The sequence below is a fragment of the Halobacillus sp. B23F22_1 genome (assembly GCF_043497005.1).
In the GTDB taxonomy this organism is placed as follows: domain Bacteria; phylum Bacillota; class Bacilli; order Bacillales; family Halobacillaceae; genus Halobacillus_A.
On the sequence record NZ_JBIEKE010000001.1, the window covers coordinates 1,379,106 to 1,402,987 of the forward strand.

22 protein-coding genes and 1 other RNA gene are annotated in these 23,882 nt (G+C 39.7%); 14 read left to right on the forward strand and 9 right to left on the reverse strand.

Going from position 1 to position 23,882, the window contains the following annotated elements:
- Nucleotides 1-2: 2 nt before the first annotated feature.
- The 3 genes from eno (at nt 3) to ACGTNH_RS06960 (ending at nt 2,574) form a co-directional block, all read left to right on the forward strand.
- Nucleotides 3-1,289 (forward strand): phosphopyruvate hydratase, encoded by a 1,287-nt coding sequence (gene eno / locus ACGTNH_RS06950; RefSeq protein ID WP_394585934.1) that lies wholly within the window; start codon nt 3-5, stop codon nt 1,287-1,289.
- Between the two features lie 95 nt (nt 1,290-1,384).
- A complete protein-coding gene (locus ACGTNH_RS06955; protein ID WP_394585936.1) occupies nt 1,385-1,969 on the forward strand; it encodes a YdcF family protein in 585 nt (194 codons plus the stop codon).
- A 14-nt stretch (nt 1,970-1,983) separates the two neighbouring features.
- On the forward strand, nt 1,984-2,574 hold the full coding sequence (locus ACGTNH_RS06960) for a nitroreductase family protein (protein ID WP_394585937.1): 591 nt from the start codon (nt 1,984-1,986) through the stop codon (nt 2,572-2,574).
- A 5-nt stretch (nt 2,575-2,579) separates the two neighbouring features.
- Here ACGTNH_RS06960 and ytzI read toward each other — a convergent pair whose 3' ends face one another.
- The 6 genes from ytzI to ACGTNH_RS06990 form a co-directional block, all read right to left on the reverse strand.
- Entirely contained in the window at nt 2,580-2,750 is a 171-nt protein-coding gene (ytzI, locus tag ACGTNH_RS06965; RefSeq protein WP_394585938.1) for a YtzI protein, read from the reverse strand.
- 97 nt (nt 2,751-2,847) lie between these two features.
- A complete protein-coding gene (gene ptsP, locus ACGTNH_RS06970; RefSeq protein ID WP_394585939.1) occupies nt 2,848-4,566 on the reverse strand; it encodes a phosphoenolpyruvate--protein phosphotransferase in 1,719 nt (572 codons plus the stop codon).
- Between the two features lie 4 nt (nt 4,567-4,570).
- Entirely contained in the window at nt 4,571-4,837 is a 267-nt protein-coding gene (locus ACGTNH_RS06975) for a phosphocarrier protein HPr (RefSeq protein ID WP_394585941.1), read from the reverse strand.
- 54 nt (nt 4,838-4,891) lie between these two features.
- Nucleotides 4,892-6,790 carry a PTS fructose transporter subunit IIABC gene (locus ACGTNH_RS06980; RefSeq protein ID WP_394585942.1) on the reverse strand — a complete coding sequence of 633 codons (1,899 nt, stop codon included), beginning with the start codon at nt 6,788-6,790 and terminating at the stop codon, nt 4,892-4,894.
- Nucleotides 6,790-7,719, reverse strand: a complete 930-nt coding sequence (gene pfkB / locus ACGTNH_RS06985; protein ID WP_394585943.1) for a 1-phosphofructokinase — start codon at nt 7,717-7,719, stop codon at nt 6,790-6,792. The genes ACGTNH_RS06980 and pfkB overlap by 1 nt, the downstream gene beginning before the upstream one ends.
- The gene (locus ACGTNH_RS06990; protein WP_394585944.1) at nt 7,716-8,465 is read right to left on the reverse strand and encodes a DeoR/GlpR family DNA-binding transcription regulator; all 750 of its coding nucleotides are present in this window, start codon (nt 8,463-8,465) and stop codon (nt 7,716-7,718) included. Before ACGTNH_RS06990 ends, pfkB begins: the two co-directional genes overlap by 4 nt.
- Nucleotides 8,466-8,678: 213 nt before the next feature.
- Between ACGTNH_RS06990 and secG the strand changes: the two genes are divergently transcribed.
- The 3 genes from secG (at nt 8,679) to rnr (ending at nt 12,147) form a co-directional block, all read left to right on the forward strand.
- Entirely contained in the window at nt 8,679-8,912 is a 234-nt protein-coding gene (gene secG / locus ACGTNH_RS06995; protein ID WP_188378689.1) for a preprotein translocase subunit SecG, read from the forward strand.
- A 166-nt stretch (nt 8,913-9,078) separates the two neighbouring features.
- Nucleotides 9,079-9,822, forward strand: a complete 744-nt coding sequence (locus tag ACGTNH_RS07000) for an alpha/beta hydrolase (protein ID WP_394585945.1) — start codon at nt 9,079-9,081, stop codon at nt 9,820-9,822.
- Between the two features lie 39 nt (nt 9,823-9,861).
- Complete coding sequence (gene rnr / locus ACGTNH_RS07005) at nt 9,862-12,147, forward strand: ribonuclease R (protein WP_394585946.1); 2,286 nt, start codon at nt 9,862-9,864, stop codon at nt 12,145-12,147.
- A gap of 192 nt (nt 12,148-12,339) precedes the next feature.
- Here rnr and ACGTNH_RS07010 read toward each other — a convergent pair whose 3' ends face one another.
- On the reverse strand, nt 12,340-13,203 hold the full coding sequence (locus ACGTNH_RS07010) for a GNAT family N-acetyltransferase (RefSeq protein ID WP_394585947.1): 864 nt from the start codon (nt 13,201-13,203) through the stop codon (nt 12,340-12,342).
- Nucleotides 13,204-13,346: 143 nt separating this feature from the next.
- Here ACGTNH_RS07010 and smpB point away from each other — a divergent pair, with 143 nt between their 5' ends.
- The 8 genes from smpB (at nt 13,347) to glpK (ending at nt 22,320) form a co-directional block, all read left to right on the forward strand.
- Entirely contained in the window at nt 13,347-13,811 is a 465-nt protein-coding gene (gene smpB / locus ACGTNH_RS07015; RefSeq protein WP_394585948.1) for an SsrA-binding protein SmpB, read from the forward strand.
- Between the two features lie 93 nt (nt 13,812-13,904).
- Nucleotides 13,905-14,267: a transfer-messenger RNA gene (ssrA, locus tag ACGTNH_RS07020) on the forward strand.
- A gap of 273 nt (nt 14,268-14,540) precedes the next feature.
- Nucleotides 14,541-15,797, forward strand: coding sequence for an L-lactate MFS transporter (locus ACGTNH_RS07025; protein WP_394585949.1), 1,257 nt, complete (start codon nt 14,541-14,543; stop codon nt 15,795-15,797).
- 67 nt (nt 15,798-15,864) lie between these two features.
- On the forward strand, nt 15,865-18,849 hold the full coding sequence (gene fdhF / locus ACGTNH_RS07030) for a formate dehydrogenase subunit alpha (protein WP_394585950.1): 2,985 nt from the start codon (nt 15,865-15,867) through the stop codon (nt 18,847-18,849).
- Nucleotides 18,824-19,306, forward strand: a complete 483-nt coding sequence (locus ACGTNH_RS07035; protein WP_394585951.1) for a helical membrane plugin domain-containing protein — start codon at nt 18,824-18,826, stop codon at nt 19,304-19,306. Before fdhF ends, ACGTNH_RS07035 begins: the two co-directional genes overlap by 26 nt.
- Before the next feature lie 17 nt (nt 19,307-19,323).
- Complete coding sequence (locus ACGTNH_RS07040; RefSeq protein WP_394585953.1) at nt 19,324-19,530, forward strand: heavy-metal-associated domain-containing protein; 207 nt, start codon at nt 19,324-19,326, stop codon at nt 19,528-19,530.
- Nucleotides 19,531-19,971: 441 nt separating this feature from the next.
- Complete coding sequence (locus ACGTNH_RS07045; RefSeq protein ID WP_394585954.1) at nt 19,972-20,802, forward strand: MIP/aquaporin family protein; 831 nt, start codon at nt 19,972-19,974, stop codon at nt 20,800-20,802.
- A gap of 24 nt (nt 20,803-20,826) precedes the next feature.
- Nucleotides 20,827-22,320, forward strand: a complete 1,494-nt coding sequence (gene glpK, locus ACGTNH_RS07050) for a glycerol kinase GlpK (RefSeq protein WP_394585955.1) — start codon at nt 20,827-20,829, stop codon at nt 22,318-22,320.
- A 40-nt stretch (nt 22,321-22,360) separates the two neighbouring features.
- On the opposite strand, the gene ACGTNH_RS07055 is transcribed toward glpK, so the two are convergent.
- Together ACGTNH_RS07055 and murB are read right to left on the reverse strand one after the other, a co-directional pair.
- Entirely contained in the window at nt 22,361-22,606 is a 246-nt protein-coding gene (locus tag ACGTNH_RS07055) for a hypothetical protein (protein ID WP_394585956.1), read from the reverse strand.
- 123 nt (nt 22,607-22,729) lie between these two features.
- On the reverse strand, nt 22,730-23,644 hold the full coding sequence (gene murB / locus ACGTNH_RS07060; protein WP_394585958.1) for a UDP-N-acetylmuramate dehydrogenase: 915 nt from the start codon (nt 23,642-23,644) through the stop codon (nt 22,730-22,732).
- Nucleotides 23,645-23,882 lie beyond the last annotated feature (238 nt).

Genomic DNA, 23,882 nt, shown 5'->3' on the forward strand with positions numbered 1-23,882 from the left:
CTATGCCATATATTACTGATGTTTATGCACGCGAAGTATTAGACTCTCGTGGAAATCCAACCGTTGAAGTTGAAGTTTATACAGAATCAGGAGCTTTCGGCAGTGCCCTTGTCCCAAGTGGTGCTTCTACAGGCGAATATGAAGCAGTAGAATTACGTGATGGTGATAAAGATCGCTACCTTGGTAAAGGTGTTCAAAAAGCGGTAGATAACGTAAATGAAAAAATTGCTCCTAACCTTTTAGGAATGGACGTTACTCAACAAGTCATTATTGATCAGATGATGATTGAACTTGATGGTACTGAAAATAAAGGAGAACTAGGAGCTAACGCTATTCTTGGTGTCTCTATGGCCGTAGCACACGCTGCAGCTGATGTACTAGATCTTCCTCTTTACAAATATCTGGGAGGATTCACAGCATCTACACTGCCAACTCCAATGATGAACATTTTAAATGGAGGAGAACACGCTGATAATAACGTAGATATTCAAGAATTTATGATTATGCCGGTGGGTGCTCCTACTTTTAAAGAAGCCGTTCGCATGGGTGCGGAAATTTTCCATGCTTTGAAAAAAGTGCTTAAATCTAAGGGATATAACACAGGTGTTGGTGACGAAGGTGGATTTGCACCAAATCTTGGTTCAAACGAAGAAGCTCTATCTACTATTATTGAAGCGATTGAAGAAGCTGGATACAAGCCAGATGAAGAAGTTAGACTTGCTATGGACGTAGCCTCTTCTGAAATCTATGAAGACGGTAAGTATAACCTTAAAGGTGAAGGTGTTGTGCGTACTTCTGAAGAAATGGTGGACTGGTATGAAGAACTTGTGAACAAGTATCCGATCGTTTCTATTGAAGACGGCTTAGATGAAAATGACTGGGAAGGTACAAAGCTTCTTACTGACCGCATTGGCGACCGCGTGCAGCTTGTTGGTGATGACTTATTCGTAACTAACACTAAGAAGTTAGGCCGTGCGATTAAAGAGGGAGTGGGTAACTCCATCTTGATTAAAGTGAACCAAATCGGTAGCTTGACTGAAACCTTTGAAGCAATTGAAATGGCTAAACGTGCTGGGTATACGGCAGTTATTTCCCACCGTTCTGGTGAAACTGAAGATGCCACGATTGCAGATATCGCTGTAGCTGCAAACGCAGGTCAAATTAAAACTGGTGCTCCATCACGTACAGATCGTGTTGCGAAGTATAACCAGCTTCTGCGTATTGAAGACCAGCTGCTTGGAACAGCAAACTATGCTGGAAATCAAGCGTTCTACAACCTTAATAAATAATTACTTTATGAAGTCTCTCTCGTATAATCGAGGGAGGCTTTTTTTTGTTTTTTCATGTATGATTGTAAATAGAAGACATGTGGGAGAATGACAACATGAAGAAAACAATCCAACTTATTTTATTGAGTATAGTTATTTATATAGGATATACGGGATACTCCATTTGGACTTATGGAGAAGATAACCTAGATGCTCAAGCAGACGCAGCAGTGGTTTTAGGAGCTGCTCAGTGGAATGGTTCGCCTAGTCCAGTTTTTGAAGGGCGGCTGAAACAAGGTATTGAGCTTTATAAAAAAGAACAGGTGGAGTATTTAATTGTCACTGGAGGAGCTGGAAATGGTTCAAGGACTTCTGAAGGGGAAGCAGGCAAGAATTATGCAGTTGAACAAGGAGTTCCTGAAGAAGCCATTATTGTAGAAGACAAGTCCCTGGTGACCGAAGAAAATTTAAAAAATACCCAAGTTATTATACAGGAACAAAACATTCAATCTGTCTTATTAGTCAGCGACACCTATCATTTAAAAAGAGCGGTGGGTTTAGCTGAAGACATAGGGATGGCTGTAGAAGGAGTGGCCACTAGGTATTCGGCTTACCAATCTTTAGAAACAAAACTTCCTTTTTTCTTTGAAGAATGGATGTATTATGTAGCAGATCAATTTATTCAACTTTTCAATGATTAATAGAGGTGTCTTATTTGGAGCTTTATGAAGCAATCACAAGCAGAAGGTCGATCCACGATTTTCAACAAAGTATCGTGACAGAGGAAGAGTTAAAGCAGATTTTTCAATTAGCGAGCTGGGCTCCCACCCATCGGATGAAGCAGCCGTGGATGGTGAAGGTATTTCAAAAAGAGGGGGGAGAGGACTTTGCAGAACAAGTTATTAAAAGTTATAAAAGAAGCGGGTTTACCGAGGGATATTCTAAAGAGAAAGCTTTTAAAATGATGGAGGGAATTAAAAATTTTCTGGTGAAGATTCCTCATCATGCCCTGATATATATGGAGAAAGATCGAGATATGCATAGATATGAAGAAGACTTTTCTGCAGTATGCGCTTATATTCAAAATGTACAATTAGCAGCTTGGGAAAAGGGGATTGGTGTGTTATGGACGTCTAGTCCTTATATCCATGATGAGACATTTATAGACGATATAGGGCTCGATAAGAAGAGGCATAAGATAATAGGCGTGTTACAGATGGGATACCCTTCTTCCATACCTGGAGCTAAAACGAGGAATCCCGTACCTTTGGTATTTCAAAAAGATCATTTTACGAAAAGAAGCTGAGCCTTTTATTGGTGTTCAGCTTCTTTTGTATGGTTTTCTCCATTATTATTTGCATCGTCAGGATGGGGATCAATTGTATGTTTGTAGTCATAACCTTTTGATATGGCTGCCCAAAAAGCGCCCGCTATACCCAAAACTATAGCAATACATACAATCATTACAATGGTGAAAGTCATGCTATTCCTTCTTTCTTCGGGTGATTTTAAAAGAGAAGGAGGGATGTACCCTCCTTCTCTTTATATCGTTAGTGTATCATGCTACGCTAACTTTTATTTAAGACTGATTTGTTTTTTCTTTTACAAATTGAACTACTTCTTCTGATGTACCCATGGAAAGGATTTCATCTTTAAAAGAAGCCAGTTCTTTCTTCGAAAGATCTTTAATCTGTGTGCGAGCCGGCAGAATCGATGTGGCACTCATGCTGAATTCATCCAACCCTAAACCTAGCAGAATAGGAATCGCGATTTCGTCGCCCGCCATTTCTCCGCACATTCCTGCCCACTTTCCTTCAGCATGGGCTGCTTCAATAACGTTGTTAACTAAGCTTAGAATCGCAGGATTATAGGGCTGGTATAAGTAAGAAACTTGTTCGTTCATACGGTCAGCTGCCATCGTATATTGAATAAGATCATTTGTACCGATACTAAAGAAATCAACTTCTTTAGCAAATTGACGGGCAATAACGGCAGTAGCCGGAATTTCAACCATCATTCCTACTTCAAAGGATTCAGCTACTTCTTGCCCTTGGTCGATAAGCTTCTGCTTCTCTTCGTTTAGAATAGCTTTAGCTTCACGAAATTCCTCTAACGTAGCAATCATTGGGAACATGATTTTTAAGTTGCCGTGAACACTTGCTCGGAGAAGAGCCCGAAGCTGCACGCGGAAAATGTCATCACGCTCAAGGCATAAACGAATAGCTCGATAGCCTAAGAACGGGTTCATCTCTTTTGGAAGGTCCAGATAGTCTAATTCCTTGTCCCCGCCAATGTCTAAAGTACGTACGACAACGGGCTTGTCTCCCATTTGTTTTAGCACAGAAGAATAAGCGTCGTACTGTTCTTCTTCTGTTGGGAGTTGATTTTTACCCATATAAAGGAATTCTGTACGATACAGGCCTACGCCTTCGCCTCCATTATTTAATACACCTTCAACATCTTCAGGAGTACCAATATTGGCAGCTAGTTCTACATGTTCGCCTTCAGACGTAACTGTAGTCTCATCTTTCAGCTTAGCCCATTCTTGTTTTTTCTTTTCAAATTCTTCTTGTTTCTGTTCATACTTTGTAATTTCATCGGAAGAAGGATCAATAATAACGTCACCATCAATTCCATCTACGATGATCAACACATCTTTATCCGCTTGACTTGTCACTTCTTTTGTACCAACCACAGCTGGAATTTCTAAAGAGCGAGCCATAATAGCAGAGTGGGAAGTACGTCCGCCGATGTCGGTCGTAAATCCTTTTACATACTGTTTGTTAAGTTGTGCCGTATCAGAAGGAGTTAAGTCATCTGCTACGATAACTACTTCCTCGTTGATGAGGGCAGGGTCCGGAAAAGTAACATTAAGCAAGTGAGCCATCACGCGTTTCGTGACATCCTGGATATCAGCCGCACGTTCACGCATATACTCATTGTCCATCCCTTTAAACATATCAATAAACATATTTGCAGTCTCGTCTAACGCTGCCTCTGCATTTACGTTATCTGTTTTTATTTTGTCTTCAATTGGTTTAATAAGCTCTGGATCACTTAATACGAGTAAGTGAGCTGAAAAGATTTCTGCATGTTCATCACCCAAAGAGGACTTTGTGTGCTCTTTAATTTTTTCTAATTCTTGTTTCGAGATTTCAAGAGCCTCATGCAGTCGTTTAACTTCTTGTTCCGGTTGATCTACGTCTGTCTTGCTGTAAGAAAGGTCTGGCGCTTCCAGACGGTAGACTTTTGCAATCGCAATACCGCTGGAAGCTGCAATCCCTTGAAGTTGTGTCATGCTGTTATTCCCCCAACCCTTCGTTCTTTAAAGTTGTTGCCAGGTGATCTAGAGCTTCTTGTTCGTCACTGCCTTCAGCTGAGATTTTAACTTCAGCTCCTGAAGGAATGCCAAGACTCATAATCCCCATAATGGATTTTAAGTTTACAGCCTTCTCTTTGTAATGAAGGTTAATATCCGACTCATACTTTCCTGCGTTTTGTACAAGCACAGTTGCTGGACGAGCGTGTACGCCGTCTGATGAAGTAATATTGAATGTTTTTTCTACCATTTTAATTCCTCCTCAAAATAAGTCTCTTAAAAAGATTACCCTAACTCTATTATTTTAAGCTTTTCTTAGGTCTTTTTTCAAGGTTCCTACAATAATTGCTGCAACGATCGAACCAATTAAAATGGCTAGAATATATAGAGCGGCTTTAACAAATCCACCTTCCACCAGTCCAATGACGACAATCCCACCATGAGGTGCCGTTAAACCAATGTTGAATACCATGGTCAGTGCCCCTGTTAATGCTGATCCAATGACCATTGAAGGAATAACTCTCGCAGGGTCAGCGGCAGCGAAAGGGATAGCCCCTTCAGTAATGAAGAATGCCCCAAGAGCATAGGCAGTTTTACCTGATTCGCGCTCTTGTTTTGTGAACTTGTTTTTAAAAATTGTAGATGCAAAAGCCATAGCTAAAGGAGGCACCATTCCGCCGGCCATAGCTGCTGCAATAATCGAGTAGTTTCCTGCATCAAGTGTGGCCAGACCGAATGTATAAGCAGCTTTATTAATAGGCCCACCCATATCTACAGCCATCATTCCACCTATTATAATACCGAGAAGAGCAATGTTAGCTCCACTTAAACCTTCCAACCAGCTCAATAGTCCAGTGTAAATACTCGTCAATGGCGGGTTAATGAGCAGCATAATCATTCCGGTACTGAAAATAGCTAGTACTGGATAAAACAATACGGTTTTTAACCCGTCCAAAACAGCAGGTAATCCTTCTAATGCTTTCTTAATTGCTAACGTCAGATAACCTGCTAAGAAACCTGCAATTAAACCTCCTAGAAAGCCTGAGCCACCATCAGCGCCTTCAACGCCCGAAGTGATTGCTATCAATCCACCTACCATACCAGGTGCAAATCCAGGACGATCAGCGATACTTGAAGCAATGAAACCAGCTAACACGGGCACAAGCAGGAAGAAGGCGTTATCTCCGCCAATAATACTTAACATTTCCGCAAAGCGATTATACTGGTCACTATCAGGATCAGCGGCGTTTATCCCGAAGAAGAATGAAATAGCAATTAATATACCTCCACCTACAACGAATGGAAGCATGTTGGATACACCATTCATTAAGTGTTTGTAAATACCAGTTCGCTGTTTCCCTTCTCCAGACGATTCAGAGCGACCACCTTCGTGATGGTAAACAGGGGCATCCTGATTCATAGCTTTTGTAATTAATTCTTTTGGTTCATGAATGGCTTTTGCCACAGGAACTTCAATAACAGGTTTCCCATCAAAATCGCTCATATCAACGTGAGTATCAGCAGCCACAATAATAGCACTTGCTTCCTTAATATCTTCAGGCTTCAATTTATTTTTGACACCGCTTGAACCATTCGTTTGCACTTTGATGTCTACGCCCATTTCTTTTGCTGTTTCTTTTAATTTGTCAGCGGCCATGTACGTATGTGCAATCCCAGTTGGACATGCGGTTACTGCAAGGACTTTTCCAGCTGAGTTCGTTGATTCTTCCACTTCCTCGTCGTTTTCTTCAGCTTCCTTAGCATTAATTGCTTCAATAACGTCATCTTCCGTTTTAGCTGTTTCCAGCTTCTCACGGAATTCCTTATCCATTAGAAATGAAGAAAGGCTCGAAAGCGTTTCTAAGTGTGCTTGATTAGCACCTTCTGACGCTGCAATCATAAAAAATAAATTTGTCGGCAGGCCATCCAGTGATTCATAATCTAAACCTTCTTGCGAACGACCGAAAGCAATTGCCGGCTCTTTAACTGCAGCCGTTTTTGCGTGAGGAATAGCAATTCCTTCCCCAATACCGGTTGTGCTTTGTTGTTCACGTTCTTCAATGGCCTCTTTATAACCATCGCGGTCATTTAGTTTACCTGCTTGATCAAGCTGCCCGATTAATTCATCAATAGCTTCCGGCTTTGATGAAGCTTTCATATTTAACAAAATGGTATCTTTCGTTAACAAATCTGTAATTTTCATTATTGACCCTCCTTTATTCTAATAGGGGATATCTCAATTTGAGCCTTTAAGCTGTCAGCGTCTTCTTTTTGACATAAATCATCCTGAAATGCTGTAGCACTTCCGGTGGCTACTCCGCTTCTAAATGCCTCTTCGATGGAGGAACCGCTGCTGATAGCAGCTATAAAACCAGAAACTACAGAGTCGCCCGCCCCCACTGAATTTTTCACTTCGCCTTTAGGTACATTAGCAAACCATTTTTCTTCTTTACTTACATAAACGGCTCCTTTTCCTCCCATTGATACGACAACATGTTTCGTTCCTTGATCAACTAATTTCCTCGCATAGTGTGCTGCCTGTTCTTTTGTTTCAATTACTGTATCGAATAATTCACCTAATTCGTGATCGTTAGGTTTTAATAAGAAAATCGACTTACCTATTAACTGGCGTAAGGCATCACCAGAAGTATCGGCAACAAAAGAAACCTGCTGAGAAGCACAAATGTCAGCGACTTGAGAATAGAAGTCCTTCGGTAAGGAAGAAGGTACACTGCCAGCTAAGATTAATAAATCCTCAGGATCCAGAGAACGGATTTGATTAAACAGTTGATCTTTCTGTTCCTTTGTAATTACTGGGCCAGGGCCGTTAATTTCTGATTCTTGATTACTTTTTAGCTTTACATTAATTCTTGTATAGTCATCCGTCTCCACAAAACTGTGTTGGATATTTTCACGATCTAAAAAATCTGTAATAAACTTGCCGGTAAATTGACCAATAAACCCTAGTGCTGTTGTAGAAACACCAAGCCTCTCCATTACTCGGGAAACATTGATGCCTTTTCCTCCGGGATAGTACATCGTTTTATGCGCCCGATTTAATTCTCCAAGATGAAATTCTTCAACATGCATAATGTAGTCTATTGAAGGATTAAGTGTACAAGTGTAAATCATGATGACACAACCTTTATATTTGTTTTATCTTTTATTTCGTTGAGTAATGGACCTTCATAATTCGTAATAATGTTAGCTTCTGTGATAGAAGCAATATGAGAAAAAGTGACTTCGTTAAATTTAGAGTCATCGACGAGCATATGCCGCTTCTGTGAAAGAGAAAGTGTAGCCTTTTTTATAGCTGCTTCTTCAGGATCAGGAGTAGTATATCCATCTTCTAAACTTACTCCATTAGCACCCATAAAACATTGATCGAAACGGTATTGACTTAAATTTTGTAGAGCACTGGCTCCCACTACAGCTCGAGTTCTTTCTTTTACAAAACCGCCAAGCACATAAGTGGAAATACGATGATTAGTGAGCGCATCTAAATGATGAAAACCATTGGTGACTACTGTGATTTTTTTTTCTGAAAGAAAAGGGATCATCTCGTAAGTCGTTGTTCCTGCATCTAAAAAAATGGATTCACCATCTTGAACGAGCTGAGCCGCAGCTTTAGCAATCAACGTTTTCTCAGGCTGGTGTTTAGATATTTTTTCACCCATGCTTGGTTCTTCACTGGCAGGTCTGCGAAGGGAAGCTCCTCCATGAACTCTACGCAGTTCGCCAAGATGTTCTAATTGGTCCAAATCTCTTCGAATTGTAGATTCGGAGGCTCCTGTATGCTCAACCAATTCTTTTAATTTCACAGTATGTTGTTGATGGAGCAGCTCCAAAATGAATTGATGCCGTTCAGGTGTCAGCAACCAATTGCCCCCTTTCTATTGGTTCGATAGTTCTATTATAAAGTAAGCCCTTTCAAAAATCAATCAAAAACAACCAAAATCATTCATAAACATTCGTTAATACGGACCAAAACGTTCAGGTTTGTGACTATTCATAATGTTGTTGCCCGAGGTTTAGATTTGTGCTACATTTAAGATAGTTTATTGTGCGTCTTTGGGAGGTGTTGGATCATCATGGAAACACTAGCAATTAGTTTATTAGCTATTGATACGATCGTCTTAATTGTTCTTGTACTGCTGCAATCGGGTAAGAGTGCAGGTTTATCTGGTGCCATTTCTGGTGGTGCTGAACAATTGTTTGGAAAACAAAAAGCTCGAGGAATAGATGCCGTATTACACAAAGCGACAATCGTGACTGGGGTATTGTTTTTCGTTCTTGCATTTTTATCTGCTTATATTTTAGGGTAACCTTATATGTGTGTTTAAGCCGTGCTCATTTAAGCACGGCTTTTTATTATTCGTGTTAGAACTGTTATTATTTGAAGTTGTGCGGGTACATGGTACCACAATTATAGTGAGTATAATTATAACTACTGCTGATACTAAAGATAGAGCAATAAGGAGAATGATTGACATGAAAATTAAACAACCTGAACCATTTACTTTTGAAGGCGGAGAACGAGCTGTATTATTATTGCACGGTTTTACTGGCCATTCAGCTGATGTACGCATGCTGGGCCGTTTTCTGCAAAAGAAAGGTTATACATCCCATGCCCCTATCTATAGAGGGCATGGGAAAGAGCCGGAAGCCCTGGTTGATGCTACTCCTGAACAGTGGTGGAGTGATGTGAAGGATGCTCTTCACTATTTGCGTGACCAAGGTCATGAAGAAATTGCCGTTGCAGGATTATCTTTGGGTGGAGTTCTTGGGTTAAAACTTGCATACTCTGAGCAAATTAAGGGTATTGTGACGATGTGTAGTCCTATGTTTTTTGATAACGAGGAACAGCTCACACAGGGTTTTCGTTATAAGGCAAAACAATATAAGCAGCTAGAAGGAAAAGATGAAGACAAGATTAATCAAGAAGTAAAAGAACTAATGGATAACTCAAAAGATATGTTCAAACAGCTGGGAGATTTTATAACGAGTGTACAGGATGAAGTTGATCAAATATATACTCCCACTTTTGTTATCCAAGCTGAAAAAGATGAAATGATTAACAAAGAAAGCGCAAACTACATTTATGAAAATGTAGAAACTGATCAAAAAGATATTAAATGGTACAAAAACTCTGGCCACGTGATCACAATGGATAAAGAAAAAGAACAGCTTCATGAAGATGTACTCGAATTTCTCGAGTCTTTGGACTGGTCTTAGCGGTTAGAGTCTTGTTCCTTTGGATAAGGAGGAAAGGTAATGAACACAGAATTAAAACAGAAAATATTGCAGTATTTTAATGGAACAGCCTCAAAGCCTCTTTCTGTACAAGAATTAGAAGAGGTATTGGAACTTAAAGACTCTCAAGAATTTACAGTATTAATGAAAGCATTAAATGAATTAGAAGAAGAGGGCGAGCTTGTACGTACTAGAAAGAACAGGTTTGGGCTGCCTGAAAAAATGAATCTAGTTCGAGGGAAAATACAAATGCATGCGAAAGGATTTGCTTTTCTTATTCCTGATGATGATGCCAAAGACGATGTTTACTTGCATCATTCTGACCTTCATTCTGCAATGAACAACGACAAAGTTTTAGTGCGCATTGAAAAAAGAGATGAAGAAGGTAATCGCCCTGAAGGATCTGTCATCCGTATTTTAGAGAGAGCCACGTCCCGAGTAGTCGGAACTTATGAATCAAGTCGTAATTTTGGTTTTGTGGTTGCGGATGATAAGCGGATTCCCCATGATATTTTTATTCCTAAAGCCCAGGCGAACGGTGCAGTGGACGGTCATAAAGTAATTGTGGAAATTACGAAGTTTCCAGAAGAGCGCATGAGTGCTGAAGGGGAAATTGTAGAGATATTAGGACATAAAAATGATCCGGGTATTGATATTATTTCTATTATTCACAAACATGGAATTAAAACAGAATTTCCGGAAGAGGTTTTAGAGCAAGCTGGTCAGACTCCTGAACAAATTTCGGAGGATGAAATTAAAAATCGCCGCGACTTAAGGGATGAAACGATCGTAACGATTGACGGTGCAGACGCAAAAGATTTAGATGATGCGGTCATGGTGAAACAGTTAGATAACGGCAACTACAAGCTTGGTGTTCATATTGCCGATGTGACGTATTACGTAGAGGAAGGATCTCCAATTGATAAAGAAGCCAGGGAGCGGGCAACGAGTGTTTATTTAGTCGATCGAGTGATCCCTATGATTCCTCACCGCCTATCAAATGGTATTTGTTCCTTGAATCCGCAAGTTGATCGTTTAACCCTCTCCTGCGAAATGGAAATTAATGCAAGTGGTGAGGTCGTCGGGCATGAGATTTTCCAAAGTGTGATAAAGACAAATGAACGTATGACCTATAAAGATGTGAATAGTATACTAGAAGATAATGATGAGGAATTAAGCGAGAAATATAAAGACCTTGTTCCGATGTTTAAAGAAATGGAAGACTTAGCTGCTACGCTTCGAAAGAAACGTTTTGGCCGAGGAGCTATTGATTTTGACTTCAAGGAAGCAGGCGTAATTGTTGATGAGGAAGGAAAAGCGGTTGATGTAAAATTAAGAGAACGCTCCGTTGCAGAACGTCTCATTGAAGAATTTATGCTGGCGGCTAATGAAACGGTTGCTGAACACTTCCATTGGATGGATGTTCCATTTATTCATCGAATTCATGAAGACCCAGATGAATCAAAACTTCAAAATTTCTTTGAATTTGTAGCAAATCTTGGTTACAGCGTTAAAGGGTCAGCCGAAAATGTTCATCCACAGGCTCTTCAAAAAGTATTAGAATCTGTAAAAGATACTCAAGAAGAAATGATTATATCTAAGCTTATGCTGCGATCCATGCAGCAAGCTAAATACGATCCTCAAAGCCTTGGACACTTCGGTTTGTCAACTGAATTTTACACACATTTTACTTCACCGATCAGACGTTATCCTGATTTGATCGTTCACCGTTTAATTCGTACGTATTTAGTAAATAAAGATGTCGATTATAAAACTCGTAAGCACTGGAAAGATCAACTTCCAGATATCGCAAAGCATTCCTCAGAAATGGAGCGGGCTGCGGTAGATGCTGAACGAGAAACAGATGATCTGAAAAAAGCAGAATATATGCAAGATAAGATTGGTGAAGAGTACGATGGAGTGATCAGTTCGGTAACCAGCTTTGGATTGTTTGTTGAATTGCCGAATACGGTCGAAGGGTTAGTTCATGTAAGCACCTTAACTGACGACTATTACAATTTCCAGGAAAAACAATTTGCTATGATTGGTGAACGTACCGGTAATATGTATCGAATTGGTGATGAAATTACAATACGTGTAGCCAATGTAAATCTAGATGAACGAGTCGTCGATTTTGAAATTGTAGGGATGAAACCCCGTAAACAACGAGAACGTCCAGCTCGACCGAAACAAATTGATGCTAAAGGTCCAGACGATAAAAAGAAGAAAAAGAAGAAGCAAAAAGGGAATAAGCCTTTTTATCGCAATAAAGGCGTTCCTAAGAAAGGCAGAAAGAAGAAAAAGTAATAATAGCAGTGCGGGACAAAACTGAATAAAGCATAAAATAATCCGAACGATTTTATTGAAATCAGTTCGGATTATTTATGTTACCTCGAATGTACGCCTCTCGTTCAAAATACCCCGCTTTCTAACTATACACATTTATACGAATGTTTGTTTATTAATATTTCAGCTTTACGTATGTCCTTGACTCTTACTTTATACCCAGTCGCCGTACAAAATCCACGGCTTCTGCACCTCATAAGGAGTCAAGTCTGGAATTTTATGAAATCCTTGCTCAGAGAAATCAATCCAGCATCCTACATTTCTCGGGTTATCTTTCCAATGGTGAATAATGGTTTCAAAGAAGCCGGGCTGTTCATAATGATCATTCCAAAAATATTTAACATGAGAGTAATCATATTTCTTTTGATCATTTTTAATTAATACGAACCGAGATCCTGCTGGGTTTATATATAATTTAGCATCGGATAAATATTCATCAGTAAAGAAGTCAGCATCGTATGGGAAAGGATAGTAGCATTCATAAGGGAACAATCCTAATTGATTATTTTGCAAATGTAAAAGAACTGTCCGCTTTTCATCAATGCAGGGAATTTCGTTCCATCGCGCGCCAGATTGATAATGGGTTAAAACAGAAGGGTGTAATAACGTTAAATAATAAGTAATCGTACCGGGCTTCAGGCCAGATTTTTCAAGCAGCCTCCTGGCAGAATAATTGCTTACATGAGTATTAGCACCAATCCACTTCACCTTTTTTTCGTCTTTTATGTGGTTGATTACTGGTTTTAGAAGCTCGGTTGCATAACCTTGACCGCGGTAGCGTAAATCACTTCTCAGTCGTCCGATCATAGCAAAGCGGTCCTGACCAAATAAACTATAGCCAGCTAATGAAATTAATTGTTCGTTAAGAAATAAACCGAACAATTCCTGTGTCGGTGACTCAACTAACCGATCAAAAATACGAATAACATAATCATCATCAATGCCTGTTTCCATCATTTTAAAAGCGGCTAGATCATTCATGGTTAATTGTCGAGCTTGAAGAAGCTGCTGATCCAATTGATCAAACTCCTTTACTATGTATTCTCAAAATTATATTCTCACAATACTTGATATAATTCTAATCATTTGATTTTCTTCAAAATTGGATTACACACGCATTTTTGGTACAATTAATGCAGTTAAATTAGGAGGAAATCGTTATGCCAAGAGGTCAAGGAAAAACCATTGCACAAAATAAAAAAGCGAATCATGATTATTTTGTTGAAGAAACTTTTGAGGCTGGACTAGTTTTACAAGGGACTGAAATTAAAGCCATACGTGCAGGAAGAGTTAACTTGAAAGAAAGTTTTGCACGTATCAATAAAGGCGAAGTCTACATTCATAACATGCATATCTCTCATTACGAACAAGGGAATATTTATAATCATGAACCTACTCGAAGCCGTAAACTTCTCCTGCACCGCAAACAAATCAATCAGCTGATTGGGGCGACCCAGCAAAAAGGCTATGCACTGGTGCCGTTAAAACTGTACATTAAAAATGGTGTGGCCAAGCTTTTAATTGGATTAGGTCGAGGGAAGAAAAAATATGACAAGCGAGAAGACTTAAAGCAGAAGCAAGTGAAACGTGAAATCGACCGAGCAATTAAAGAGAGTCTTAAGTAATATAAGGTTGAATTTATTTGTATTTGTGATATAATAATTTATGTCGCAAAAGCGATATCAAAGTGGGCTTGATGCTCCCTTTTTAATCCTAACGGGGACGTTACGGATTCGACGGGGATAGGTCGAGCTCGGGTTGCAGGTCGAGGTGACGACTCGTACAACGTCATTTGCCTAAAATAACTGGCGAATCTAACGATAACCTAGCTGTAGCTGCGTAAGTAGTCTATAGCTGATCCTTCCTGGCATCGCTCGTGTGCCAGATCGAAGGGTCTCAAACTGAAGCGGGCTACGCGTTCTTCCACCACCTGAGGAAGGACGAAGAGACTAATCAGGTTAGCTCCTCGGAAGCCTGTTGATAGGCTGAAGAGTGAGTGAAATATAATATATCAACTAAGCTTGTAGAAGCCCGAGTGCCGATATCTCCGGACGTGGGTTCGACTCCCACCGTCTCCACCAATACATAATTGGTGGTTTTTTTATGCTTGAAAGCATAAAGTTCAGCTTCATTACTAAAAATCTCCATTTAACTAATAAAAAAAGATTAAACTATTTATTTCTTGAAAATTCCAGGGAGTACTAATCCTTGTAGCTATCCATCACTTTCTACCGTAAAACTACATATATCATCTGTTAACTTATAATCCGCCGCTAAAATAAAGCGTGCGGATTTTTTTATAGTCGGTGGATAGAATAAAAACTACAACAAAGAAAGGAGGCTTAAAATCTATAATGAATACTAATAAAAACAGGTGGTTAATAGCACTATCTGCAGTAGCCATGCATTTATCTATTGGATCGATTTATGCTTACAGTGTGTATAAAAATCCTATGTCTGAAGAGCTGGGCTGGAGCGGGACAGATGTAGCCCTTTCGTTTACAATTGCTATCTTTTTTCTTGGTCTGACTGCAGCATTCATGGGGAAATTTGTAGAAAATCAAGGTCCGAGAAAATCAGGGTTTATTGCAGCTGGTTTATTTAGCGGAGGCATGCTGCTCACTGGTTTAATGGTACAACTCGGCTGGCTGTATGGTTTTTATATTACGTATGGAGTGATTGGCGGGATAGGATTAGGTATTGGATATATCGCCCCTGTCTCAACGCTGGTGAAGTGGTTCCCGGATCGTCGGGGACTTGCTACGGGTATGGCTGTTTTCGGCTTTGGAGCCGGAGCACTAATTGCAGGACCTACGGCTGAATTTTTAAATACAAACCTTGGAATTCATTGGTCGTTTTATATTTTGGGAGCCTGTTACCTTGTGCTCATGCTGCTTGGTTCTTCTTATATTGCCACTCCACCTGAAGGGTGGAAGCCGAAAGGATATGAAGAACGTAAGGAAAAGAATTTGAACAAAGGTGATCTTGATCAAATGACGCGAAATGAAGCGGTCAAGACAGCTCGTTTTTGGATGCTGTGGTGGATGATGTTTATAAACATTTCAGCAGGAATTATGCTTATTTCCGTTGCCTCCCCTATGGGTCAGGAAAAAGCAGGTATGTCAGAAGCGGCGGCAGCTACAATGGTTGGTATTATGGGTTTATTCAATGGCGGGGGCCGTTTAATTTGGGCCGCATTATCAGATTATATTTCACGTGCCTATACGTATATTATTTTCTTTACCGTTCAGGTTGTTTTATTTTTCTCACTGCAATTTGTTACAAGTGACATTGTTTTTCAAGTGTTCATGTACATCATTGTCTCCATATATGGAGGAGGATTTTCAAATCTTCCTGCTTTTATAGGCGATTTATTTGGTACAAAACAGCTGAGTGCAATACATGGGTACCTGCTTACCTCGTGGGCAGCTGCTGGAGTGGTCGGTCCTATGGTCGTTTCTTATATTCGAGAAACTACAAATAGTTATGAAGCAACGTTTGTAATTTTTGGAGTATTAATTGCTACAGCTCTTCTAACGGCGATTGCTATGAAAGTTCTGATTGTACGGTACCGTAAAAAACAAGCGGAGCCGGAATTAAGTCCTGCTTAGGTAATTGTATAGATCTACCAAATAAGGCCACACTTATGGTAAAGAATTTTTTAGGCAGGTGAGCGAAATGGCAGAGAATAAGATAATAATTAACGGACATTCGTATGCATTTAAAGATGGAGATACAGTATTAGAAACTGTTAGGAATTTAGAAGTTTATGTACCTGGAATTTGTTCAACCCAGCCAGATCTTGGGGTTGGAGTAGTTAAGACTTGTGATACATGTTACGTAGAAGTGAACGGAGAAATGAAACGTGCATGTACAACAAAAGCCGAGCCCGGAATGAAGGTAGTCACACAATCGGAAAAAGTGAAAGAAGCTCAACATGAAGCCATGTCCAGAATATTGGAAAATCATGAATTGTACTGTACGGTCTGCGATAACAATAACGGTAATTGCGAAGTGCATAATGCAGCAGAGTATCTAGAGATTGAGCATCAAGAATATGATTTCCGGCCAAAGCCTTACCCTCAGGATAATTCTCATCCATTCTATCGTTATGAACCCGATCAATGCATTCTTTGCGGTTTGTGTGTAGAGGCATGTCAAGACTTGCAAGTAAGTGAAGTTTTAACTATAGATTGGGAGCGTAATATCCCTAGAGTCATTTGGGATAATGATGTGCCGATCGATGAATCATCTTGTGTGTCTTGCGGGCATTGTGTATCAGTATGCCCTTGTAACGCATTAATGGAAAAATCAATGATTGGTGAAGCGGGTTATATGACAGGCATCCCTAATGATGTACTCGAGCCTATGATTAATCTGACGAAAGAGGTAGAACCTGGCTACCGAGAGATTTTAACTATTTCAAATATAGAGGCAACGATGCGGGAAGATCGAATTAAACGAACGAAAACGGTTTGTACTTACTGTGGGGTAGGGTGCAGCTTTGAAGTATGGACGAAAGGCAGACACATTTTAAAGGTGCAGCCAGACGAAAAAGCTCCAGTAAATGGTATTTCCACTTGCGTAAAAGGAAAATTTGGCTGGGATTTTGTAAATAGTGAGGACCGTTTAACAACTCCGTTAATACGTAAAGGTGAAAAATTCGTCGAAGCGACGTGGGATGAAGCTTTATCTTTAATGGCTTCGAAAATGACTGAGATCAAATGGAATCATGGTAACGATTCTATCGGATTTATTGCTTCCTCTAAATGCTCCAATGAAGAAAACTACTTGTTTCAAAAATTAGCAAGAAGTGTATTTGGCACGAACAACATTGATAACTGCTCCCGCTATTGTCAGACACCAGCCTCTACTGGATTAATGAGAACAGTAGGCATTGGTGGAGACTCGGGCACGATTGAAGACATTGAGAATGCTGAATTAATTTTAGTCGTCGGTGCGAACCCGGCAGAATCTCATCCCGTTTTAGCGACTCGAGTTAAACGGGCTAATAAATTGTATAATCAGAAATTACTCGTATTCGATCTAAGAGAAAATGAATTGGCACAGAGAGCTGACTTATTTGTGAGTCCTAAACCTGGAACCGATCTAGTTTGGTTAAATGCGATTGCCAAATATATCATTGATCAAAATTGGCATGATGCCAAGTTTATAGAGCAGCGAGTGAACCATTTTTCAGAGTTTGTAGATTCACTAGCTAAGTATACATTGGACTATGCAGAAGAGAAAACAGGTTTAAGTAAAGAGCTTTTAGTTAAAGTGGCATCCATGATTCATGAGGCAAAAAGCATGTGTGCATTATGGGCGATGGGCGTTACCCAACACATAGGCGGAACGGATACGAGTACGGCAATATCAAATTTACTTCTCGTGACAGGAAACTATGGGAAGCCGGGGACAGGTGGATATCCATTACGTGGACATAACAATGTCCAGGGGGCAAGTGATTTTGGAACGATGCCTGAGTGGCTGCCCGGCTACGAGTCAATTGAAGATGATAAGATTCGTTCGAAATATGAAAAAGCATGGGGAACAAAACTTCCAAAAGAGCCAGGTTACAATAACCATGAAGTCGTAGAAGCTATCCAAGAAGGAAAAGTAAAAGCAATGTATTTATTTGGAGAAGAAATGGGTCTTGTTGATTCAAATATTAATTACGTTCAAACGGCTTTTGAAAAGTTAGACTTTTTTGTCGTTCAGGATGTCTTCTTCTCAAAAACAGCACAGTTTGCTGATGTTGTCCTGCCGGCCTCTCCAAGCCTTGAGAAGGATGGAACGTTTACCAATACAGAAAGAAGAATTCAACGATTTTATAAAGTCTTCGAGCCGCTCGGGCATTCTAAACCAGATTGGGAAATTTTTCAGGATCTTGCAAATAAACTTGGAGCAAATTGGAGTTACAAACACCCTGGAGAAATAATGGCTGAAGCAGCCACACTGGCACCTGTTTTCGCAGGGGTTGATTATGACCTGTTAAAAGGATGGGGAAGCCAGTTATGGCCAGTACAAAAAGACGGGACCGATTCTCCGCTTCTTTATGAAAAAGAATTTGCTTTTGAGGATGGAAAAGCAAAATTGGTACCGGTTGAATGGTCACCTCCTTACCACCCAGGAGAAGAGTATGATCTTCATTTAAATAACGGACGTATTCTAGAGCATTTTCATGAAGGAAACATGACATATCGGTCCGAAGGGATTACTCATAAAGTTCCGGAACCTTGGCTTGAGGTTTCTCCACAGCTTGCTGGAAAGCGTGGAATAAAGACAGGAGCTCTAGTACGGCTGAAATCTCCATATGGAGAAGCGGAAGTACGTGTCTGGGTGACTGATCAAGTTAAAGGAAATGAATTGTATTTTCCTATGCATACGATGGTCGAACATAGTGCCGTTAACCAGTTAACGAGCAGTTATCACGACAAAGTGACGCATACGCCAAACTACAAAGAGATGCATGTGAAGATGGAGGTTATCGAGCCGAAAGGTCCTAGTCCTATTCCTGAAATAAATCACCGCTTTGGAAATCCTCAGCCGCAGGTCGGCGTCAGAGTTGAAAAGAAATGGGAACGTCCTGATTTTACCAGCATATCAGAATTTATTAAGAGAAAGGGGTTTGACCATGGCGAAAGCAATCAAGCAAATTGATCGATCAATCCCTACGGCAGAAGAAAAACAGGCAGCGGAAGTGAATGAGCTGATATCATCTATTACAGAGCATAAAGAAACCCTTTTGCTTCTATTAGAAATAATAGAAGAATTTCATAAAGTAGGTCTTCTTGATATGCTTCAAGGCGTGTTGAAGACAAGACACAAGTTAGGTTTGCTAGCCATGGAAGAACTAGATAAACCGGTTGTTCATGATTTAGTAAAAAGCGGCATAGGAGCATTCAATTTTTTAACTAAAGTGGACCCTGAACAATTTAGCAGAATATTAAATGGTATGAGTGAAGGTCTCAAGCACTCCTCGGAGCAACTGGAGAATGACAAAACACTGGGAATATGGGGCATGATGAAAGCTACCAAAGACCCAGAAGTGAATCGATCCCTAACTACATTTATCCACTTTTTAGAAGGAATGGGTAAAGGATTGAAAACAAAGTAGTAAAAGAGGTGAAAAAAGTGAAGGAGATGACCTTAAAAGTAAAAGAAATCACTGGCCCCTCTGATAAAGATATAATAACTGATAACTTAGCAGCTGTTTGGGGAGTACGAAGCACTAAAGTGAACGCTCCATTAGGGGAAGTTACCATCTCGTATAATGAAGAGGCCGCTTCGCGTGTAGATATAGAACAAGCTGTTAAAAATGCTGGTTTTACATTAATTTAATTATAAATGAAAGGAACGTCCAGCCTAAGAGACGTTCTTTTTTTGTATAAAAAATTAGCTGTTCAATCTTTATTATAGACAACAGGTCTGCAATACTAAAAGCGCGGAGGCAAAATTGAGTGAAGCTCAAGCTCAATATACGAAAGTTACTAAGCTTTTTTTAAAAAATAGTCCTGGCTATGAAAAATAAAAATGTGTCTATTTATGCTTCTTTTAGTCCATAATATTAAATTATTTTACTCGTAATCTATCGAAAATCCAGGCTTTTAGTTGACAGCGCTTACACAATGAGTTAAATTAGTGTCAACAAGTTAACTATGTGATGGAGATTAGGAGACTCACACGAGATTTAGTACTGCACGTCTGCAGCGTACTTTAATTTTGTGTGGGTCTTTTTTCTATTCATACACGTGGTTAACGGGTAAAAAGGAGGAGAAAAACATGTCGGAGTTTGCTGCAGAAGTAATTGGTACCATGATTCTCATTATATTTGGAGGAGGAGTAGTTGGAGGTGTTGTGCTAAAGGATTCAAAAGCTGAAGGTGCGGGCTGGGTTGTGGTCACAATCGGATGGGGGCTTGCCGTAGCGATGGGGGTATACGCAGTCGGTAATTTCTCAGGGGCTCATATTAACCCTGCTGTAACATTAGGATTTGCTGCTGTGGGTGAATTTGAGTGGGCTAAAGTCCCTCTTTATATTACCGCTCAAATGATAGGGGCTTTTATCGGCGGCGTTATCGTATTTTTTAATTACTTAGCTCACTGGGATAAAACGACGGATCCAGGATTAAAACTGGCGGTTTTTTCAACGGATCCAGCTGTTCGAAGCCCTTTTTCAAATTTAGTTAGTGAGATGGTAGGCACGTTTGTATTACTGATGGGATTGTTGTTTATTGGCGCAAATGAATTTACTGATGGATTAAACCCTTTAATTGTGGGAGCGCTCATCGTAGCAATTGGTATGTCACTGGGTGGTGCAACAGGTTATGCTATTAACCCTGCTCGTGACTTAGGACCTCGTATTGCTCACGCTTTGCTGCCTATACCAGGAAAAGGAGGGTCTGATTGGGGTTATGCTTGGATTCCGATCGTAGGTCCTATTCTTGGTGGGATATACGGAGCTGTTTTTTATCGGGCATTTTTTATCGGTGAATATACGGTGCTATTTTGGGTGTTAAGTGTAATTGTGGCAGTTATTTTGGTTGGAGCAGCTTCATCTGAATTGAAAAAAGGGGAAACTAAAGCAGACCAAATTGAAGAAAAAGTAGTGTAAATATTATAATGGAGGCGATTAAATATGAGTGAAAAATTTATTCTATCTTTAGATCAGGGGACGACAAGTTCAAGAGCCATATTATTTAATGAAGCGGGAGAAATTGTAGAAACAGGCCAAAAAGAGTTTGAACAATTTTTCCCGAAACCAGGCTGGGTGGAACATGATGCTAATGAAATTTGGACGTCTGTACTTGCTTGTATAGCAGACGTACTAAGAAAAGCAGATGTAGATCCTCAACAAATTGCAGGTATTGGCATTACAAATCAGCGCGAAACGGCAGTTGTATGGGACAAAAATACCGGAAAGCCAGTCTATAAAGCGATTGTTTGGCAGTCACGCCAGACAGAAGATATATGTAAAGATTTACGAGCTCAAGGACATAATGATTTATTTAATGAGAAAACTGGATTACTCCTTGATCCTTATTTTTCAGGTACAAAGGTAAAATGGATTTTAGATCATGTAGATGGTGCGCGAGAGAAAGCAGATAACGGAGAATTGTTATTTGGAACTATCGATACATGGATTGTATATAAGTTATCAGGAGGCAAAGCTCATATTACGGATTATTCCAACGCCTCCCGAACTCTTATGTTTAACATCTATGACCTTAAATGGGATGAAGAGTTACTTGATATCTTAACGGTGCCTAAGAGCATGCTTCCGGAAGTGAAGCAGTCTTCTGAAGTTTATGCGAATACCGTCGACTATCACTTCTTCGGCCATGAAGTTCCGATTGCTGGTATTGCAGGCGATCAACAGGCCGCATTGTTTGGACAAGCCTGTTTTGAGAAAGGCATGGCGAAAAATACGTATGGAACGGGTTGCTTTATGTTAATGAACACTGGGGAAGAGGGCGTTAAATCTGAACATGGATTGTTAACGACTCTTGCATGGGGTGTAGATGGAAAAGTTGAATATGCTTTGGAAGGAAGTATTTTTGTGGCGGGATCTGCCATTCAATGGCTTCGTGACGGATTACAATTGATTGAAAGTGCTCCTGATAGTGAACAACATGCTCTTAAAGTCGAGTCTACGGATGGTGTATATTTAGTCCCTGCTTTTGTGGGATTAGGAACGCCTTATTGGGATAGTGATGCAAGAGGAGCTATGTTTGGTTTAACTCGAGGGACTTCGAAGAATCATGTTATTCGTGCTACATTAGAGTCTTTAGCTTACCAAACGAAAGATGTACTAGATGCGATGATTGCAGATTCTAAAATTGATTTAAAAACATTGCGTGTAGACGGAGGAGCTGTGAAAAACGATTTTCTTATGCAATTCCAAAGCGATATTTTAAGGGTGCCTGTTGAGCGTCCGGTAGTACAAGAAACAACAGCTTTAGGAGCAGCTTACTTAGCTGGGCTAGCTGTAGGTTACTGGAAAGATAAAAACGAAATTGCAAAGCAGTGGAATAATGAAAAAACATTTACAGACGAGATGGGAGAAGAAGAGCAGGAAAAACTTTATAATGGCTGGAAGAAAGCGGTAGCCGCTACACGTGAGTTTAAATAAGAAAAAGGGGAGCCTTCTTTGGCTCCCCTTTTTCTTATGTTTACATTTTTAAGTTATTCAATATATCCAATAGCTCCATTCCATCGGACAGAAAATTTGAATTGCTAATAATTTCATTTACATCACTGATTTCTACATTCATTAATACAAGGATAGCTACCAAAAATAATAAAAAGTTATCTCCTTCAACATCATTTGATGGGCCATTATTTCTTAATTTCTCTTCTAATTCTTTTACTTGTGCCTCTAATTCGTAGATACGCTGGTACGTTGCATAAGCAGACATGGAAGAACCCCCCCTTTTCCTTTTTATCTATCTTATGAAGAAGGCTTGTTTAATGAGAGGGTATATATCTTAAAATTTATTTGAACAACAAAGGGACCATTCAATAGTGAATGGTCCCTTTGTTTAATCTTCTCCTATAATTCGAACTTCTCTTTCTAGATCTACTCCGAATTTCTCTTTTACCGTCTTTTGCACATGTTCTATAAGGGAAATGTAATCTGTCGTCGTTGCATTATTTTTATTGACTATAAACCCAGCGTGTTTTGTAGAGACTTCGGCTCCGCCGATATTTTTTCCTTGTAATTGACTGTCTTGAATTAGTTTGCCTGCGAAATATCCAGGCGGCCTTTTAAATACACTGCCGCATGAAGGGTACTCTAAAGGCTGTTTTGATTCTCTTTTATATGTCAGATCGTCCATAACTTCCTTGATATCCTCATATTTCCCAGGTTTAAGGCTAAATGTTGCTTCTATTACAATGTCTTTGTTTTTCTCGATGTTACTCGTCCGATAGTCCAATTCAAGATCTGAGGCCAAGCGTTTAACCAGATTTCCATCTCGATCGATAACATAAGCGTAATCAAGGACATCTTTAATCTCGCCACCGTAGGCTCCTGCGTTCATATAGAGTGCACCGCCGACCGTACCTGGTATTCCGCATGCGAACTCTAGTCCTGATAAATGTTCTTTAAGCGCATGACGAGAAGCGTCAATAATACGAGCGCCACATTGAGCAACAATCGTATTACCTTCGGTTGAGATGTCATCAAGATGTTTAAGACTAATAACAATACCGCGAATGCCTCCATCTTTAATTATTAAGTTGGAGCCGTTACCTAAGAGCATGAAAGGGATATTTTCTTCATTTGAAAACTTTACGACATTTTGAATCTCTTGATAGTTAGTAGGAGTGATGAAAAAATCCGCTTTTCCTCCCAGCTTCGTATACAAGTGTTTTTTAAGTACCTCATCGACCTTCACGTTTTCTTTCTTTACAAGTTCTAATAGTTTATTATAAATTTGCTCCTGTTTATCCATACATATCAGTCCTATTAAATAGTTATTCTCCCTTATGAAGTTTATAACAAAATCAGCTTAATTCAAAGCGTTTTAACAAAAATGTATTATAGTAAACGGCAAATCGAATGCTTCAGTAAAATATAGAGACGATTTCCTCAACTTTCATATAGTATATGGGTATAATGTAAAAAGTTACACATCTTTCAAGCATGAATACGCTTCACTTCAAAGAAAGTTTCTTATATTCAGAAAATTG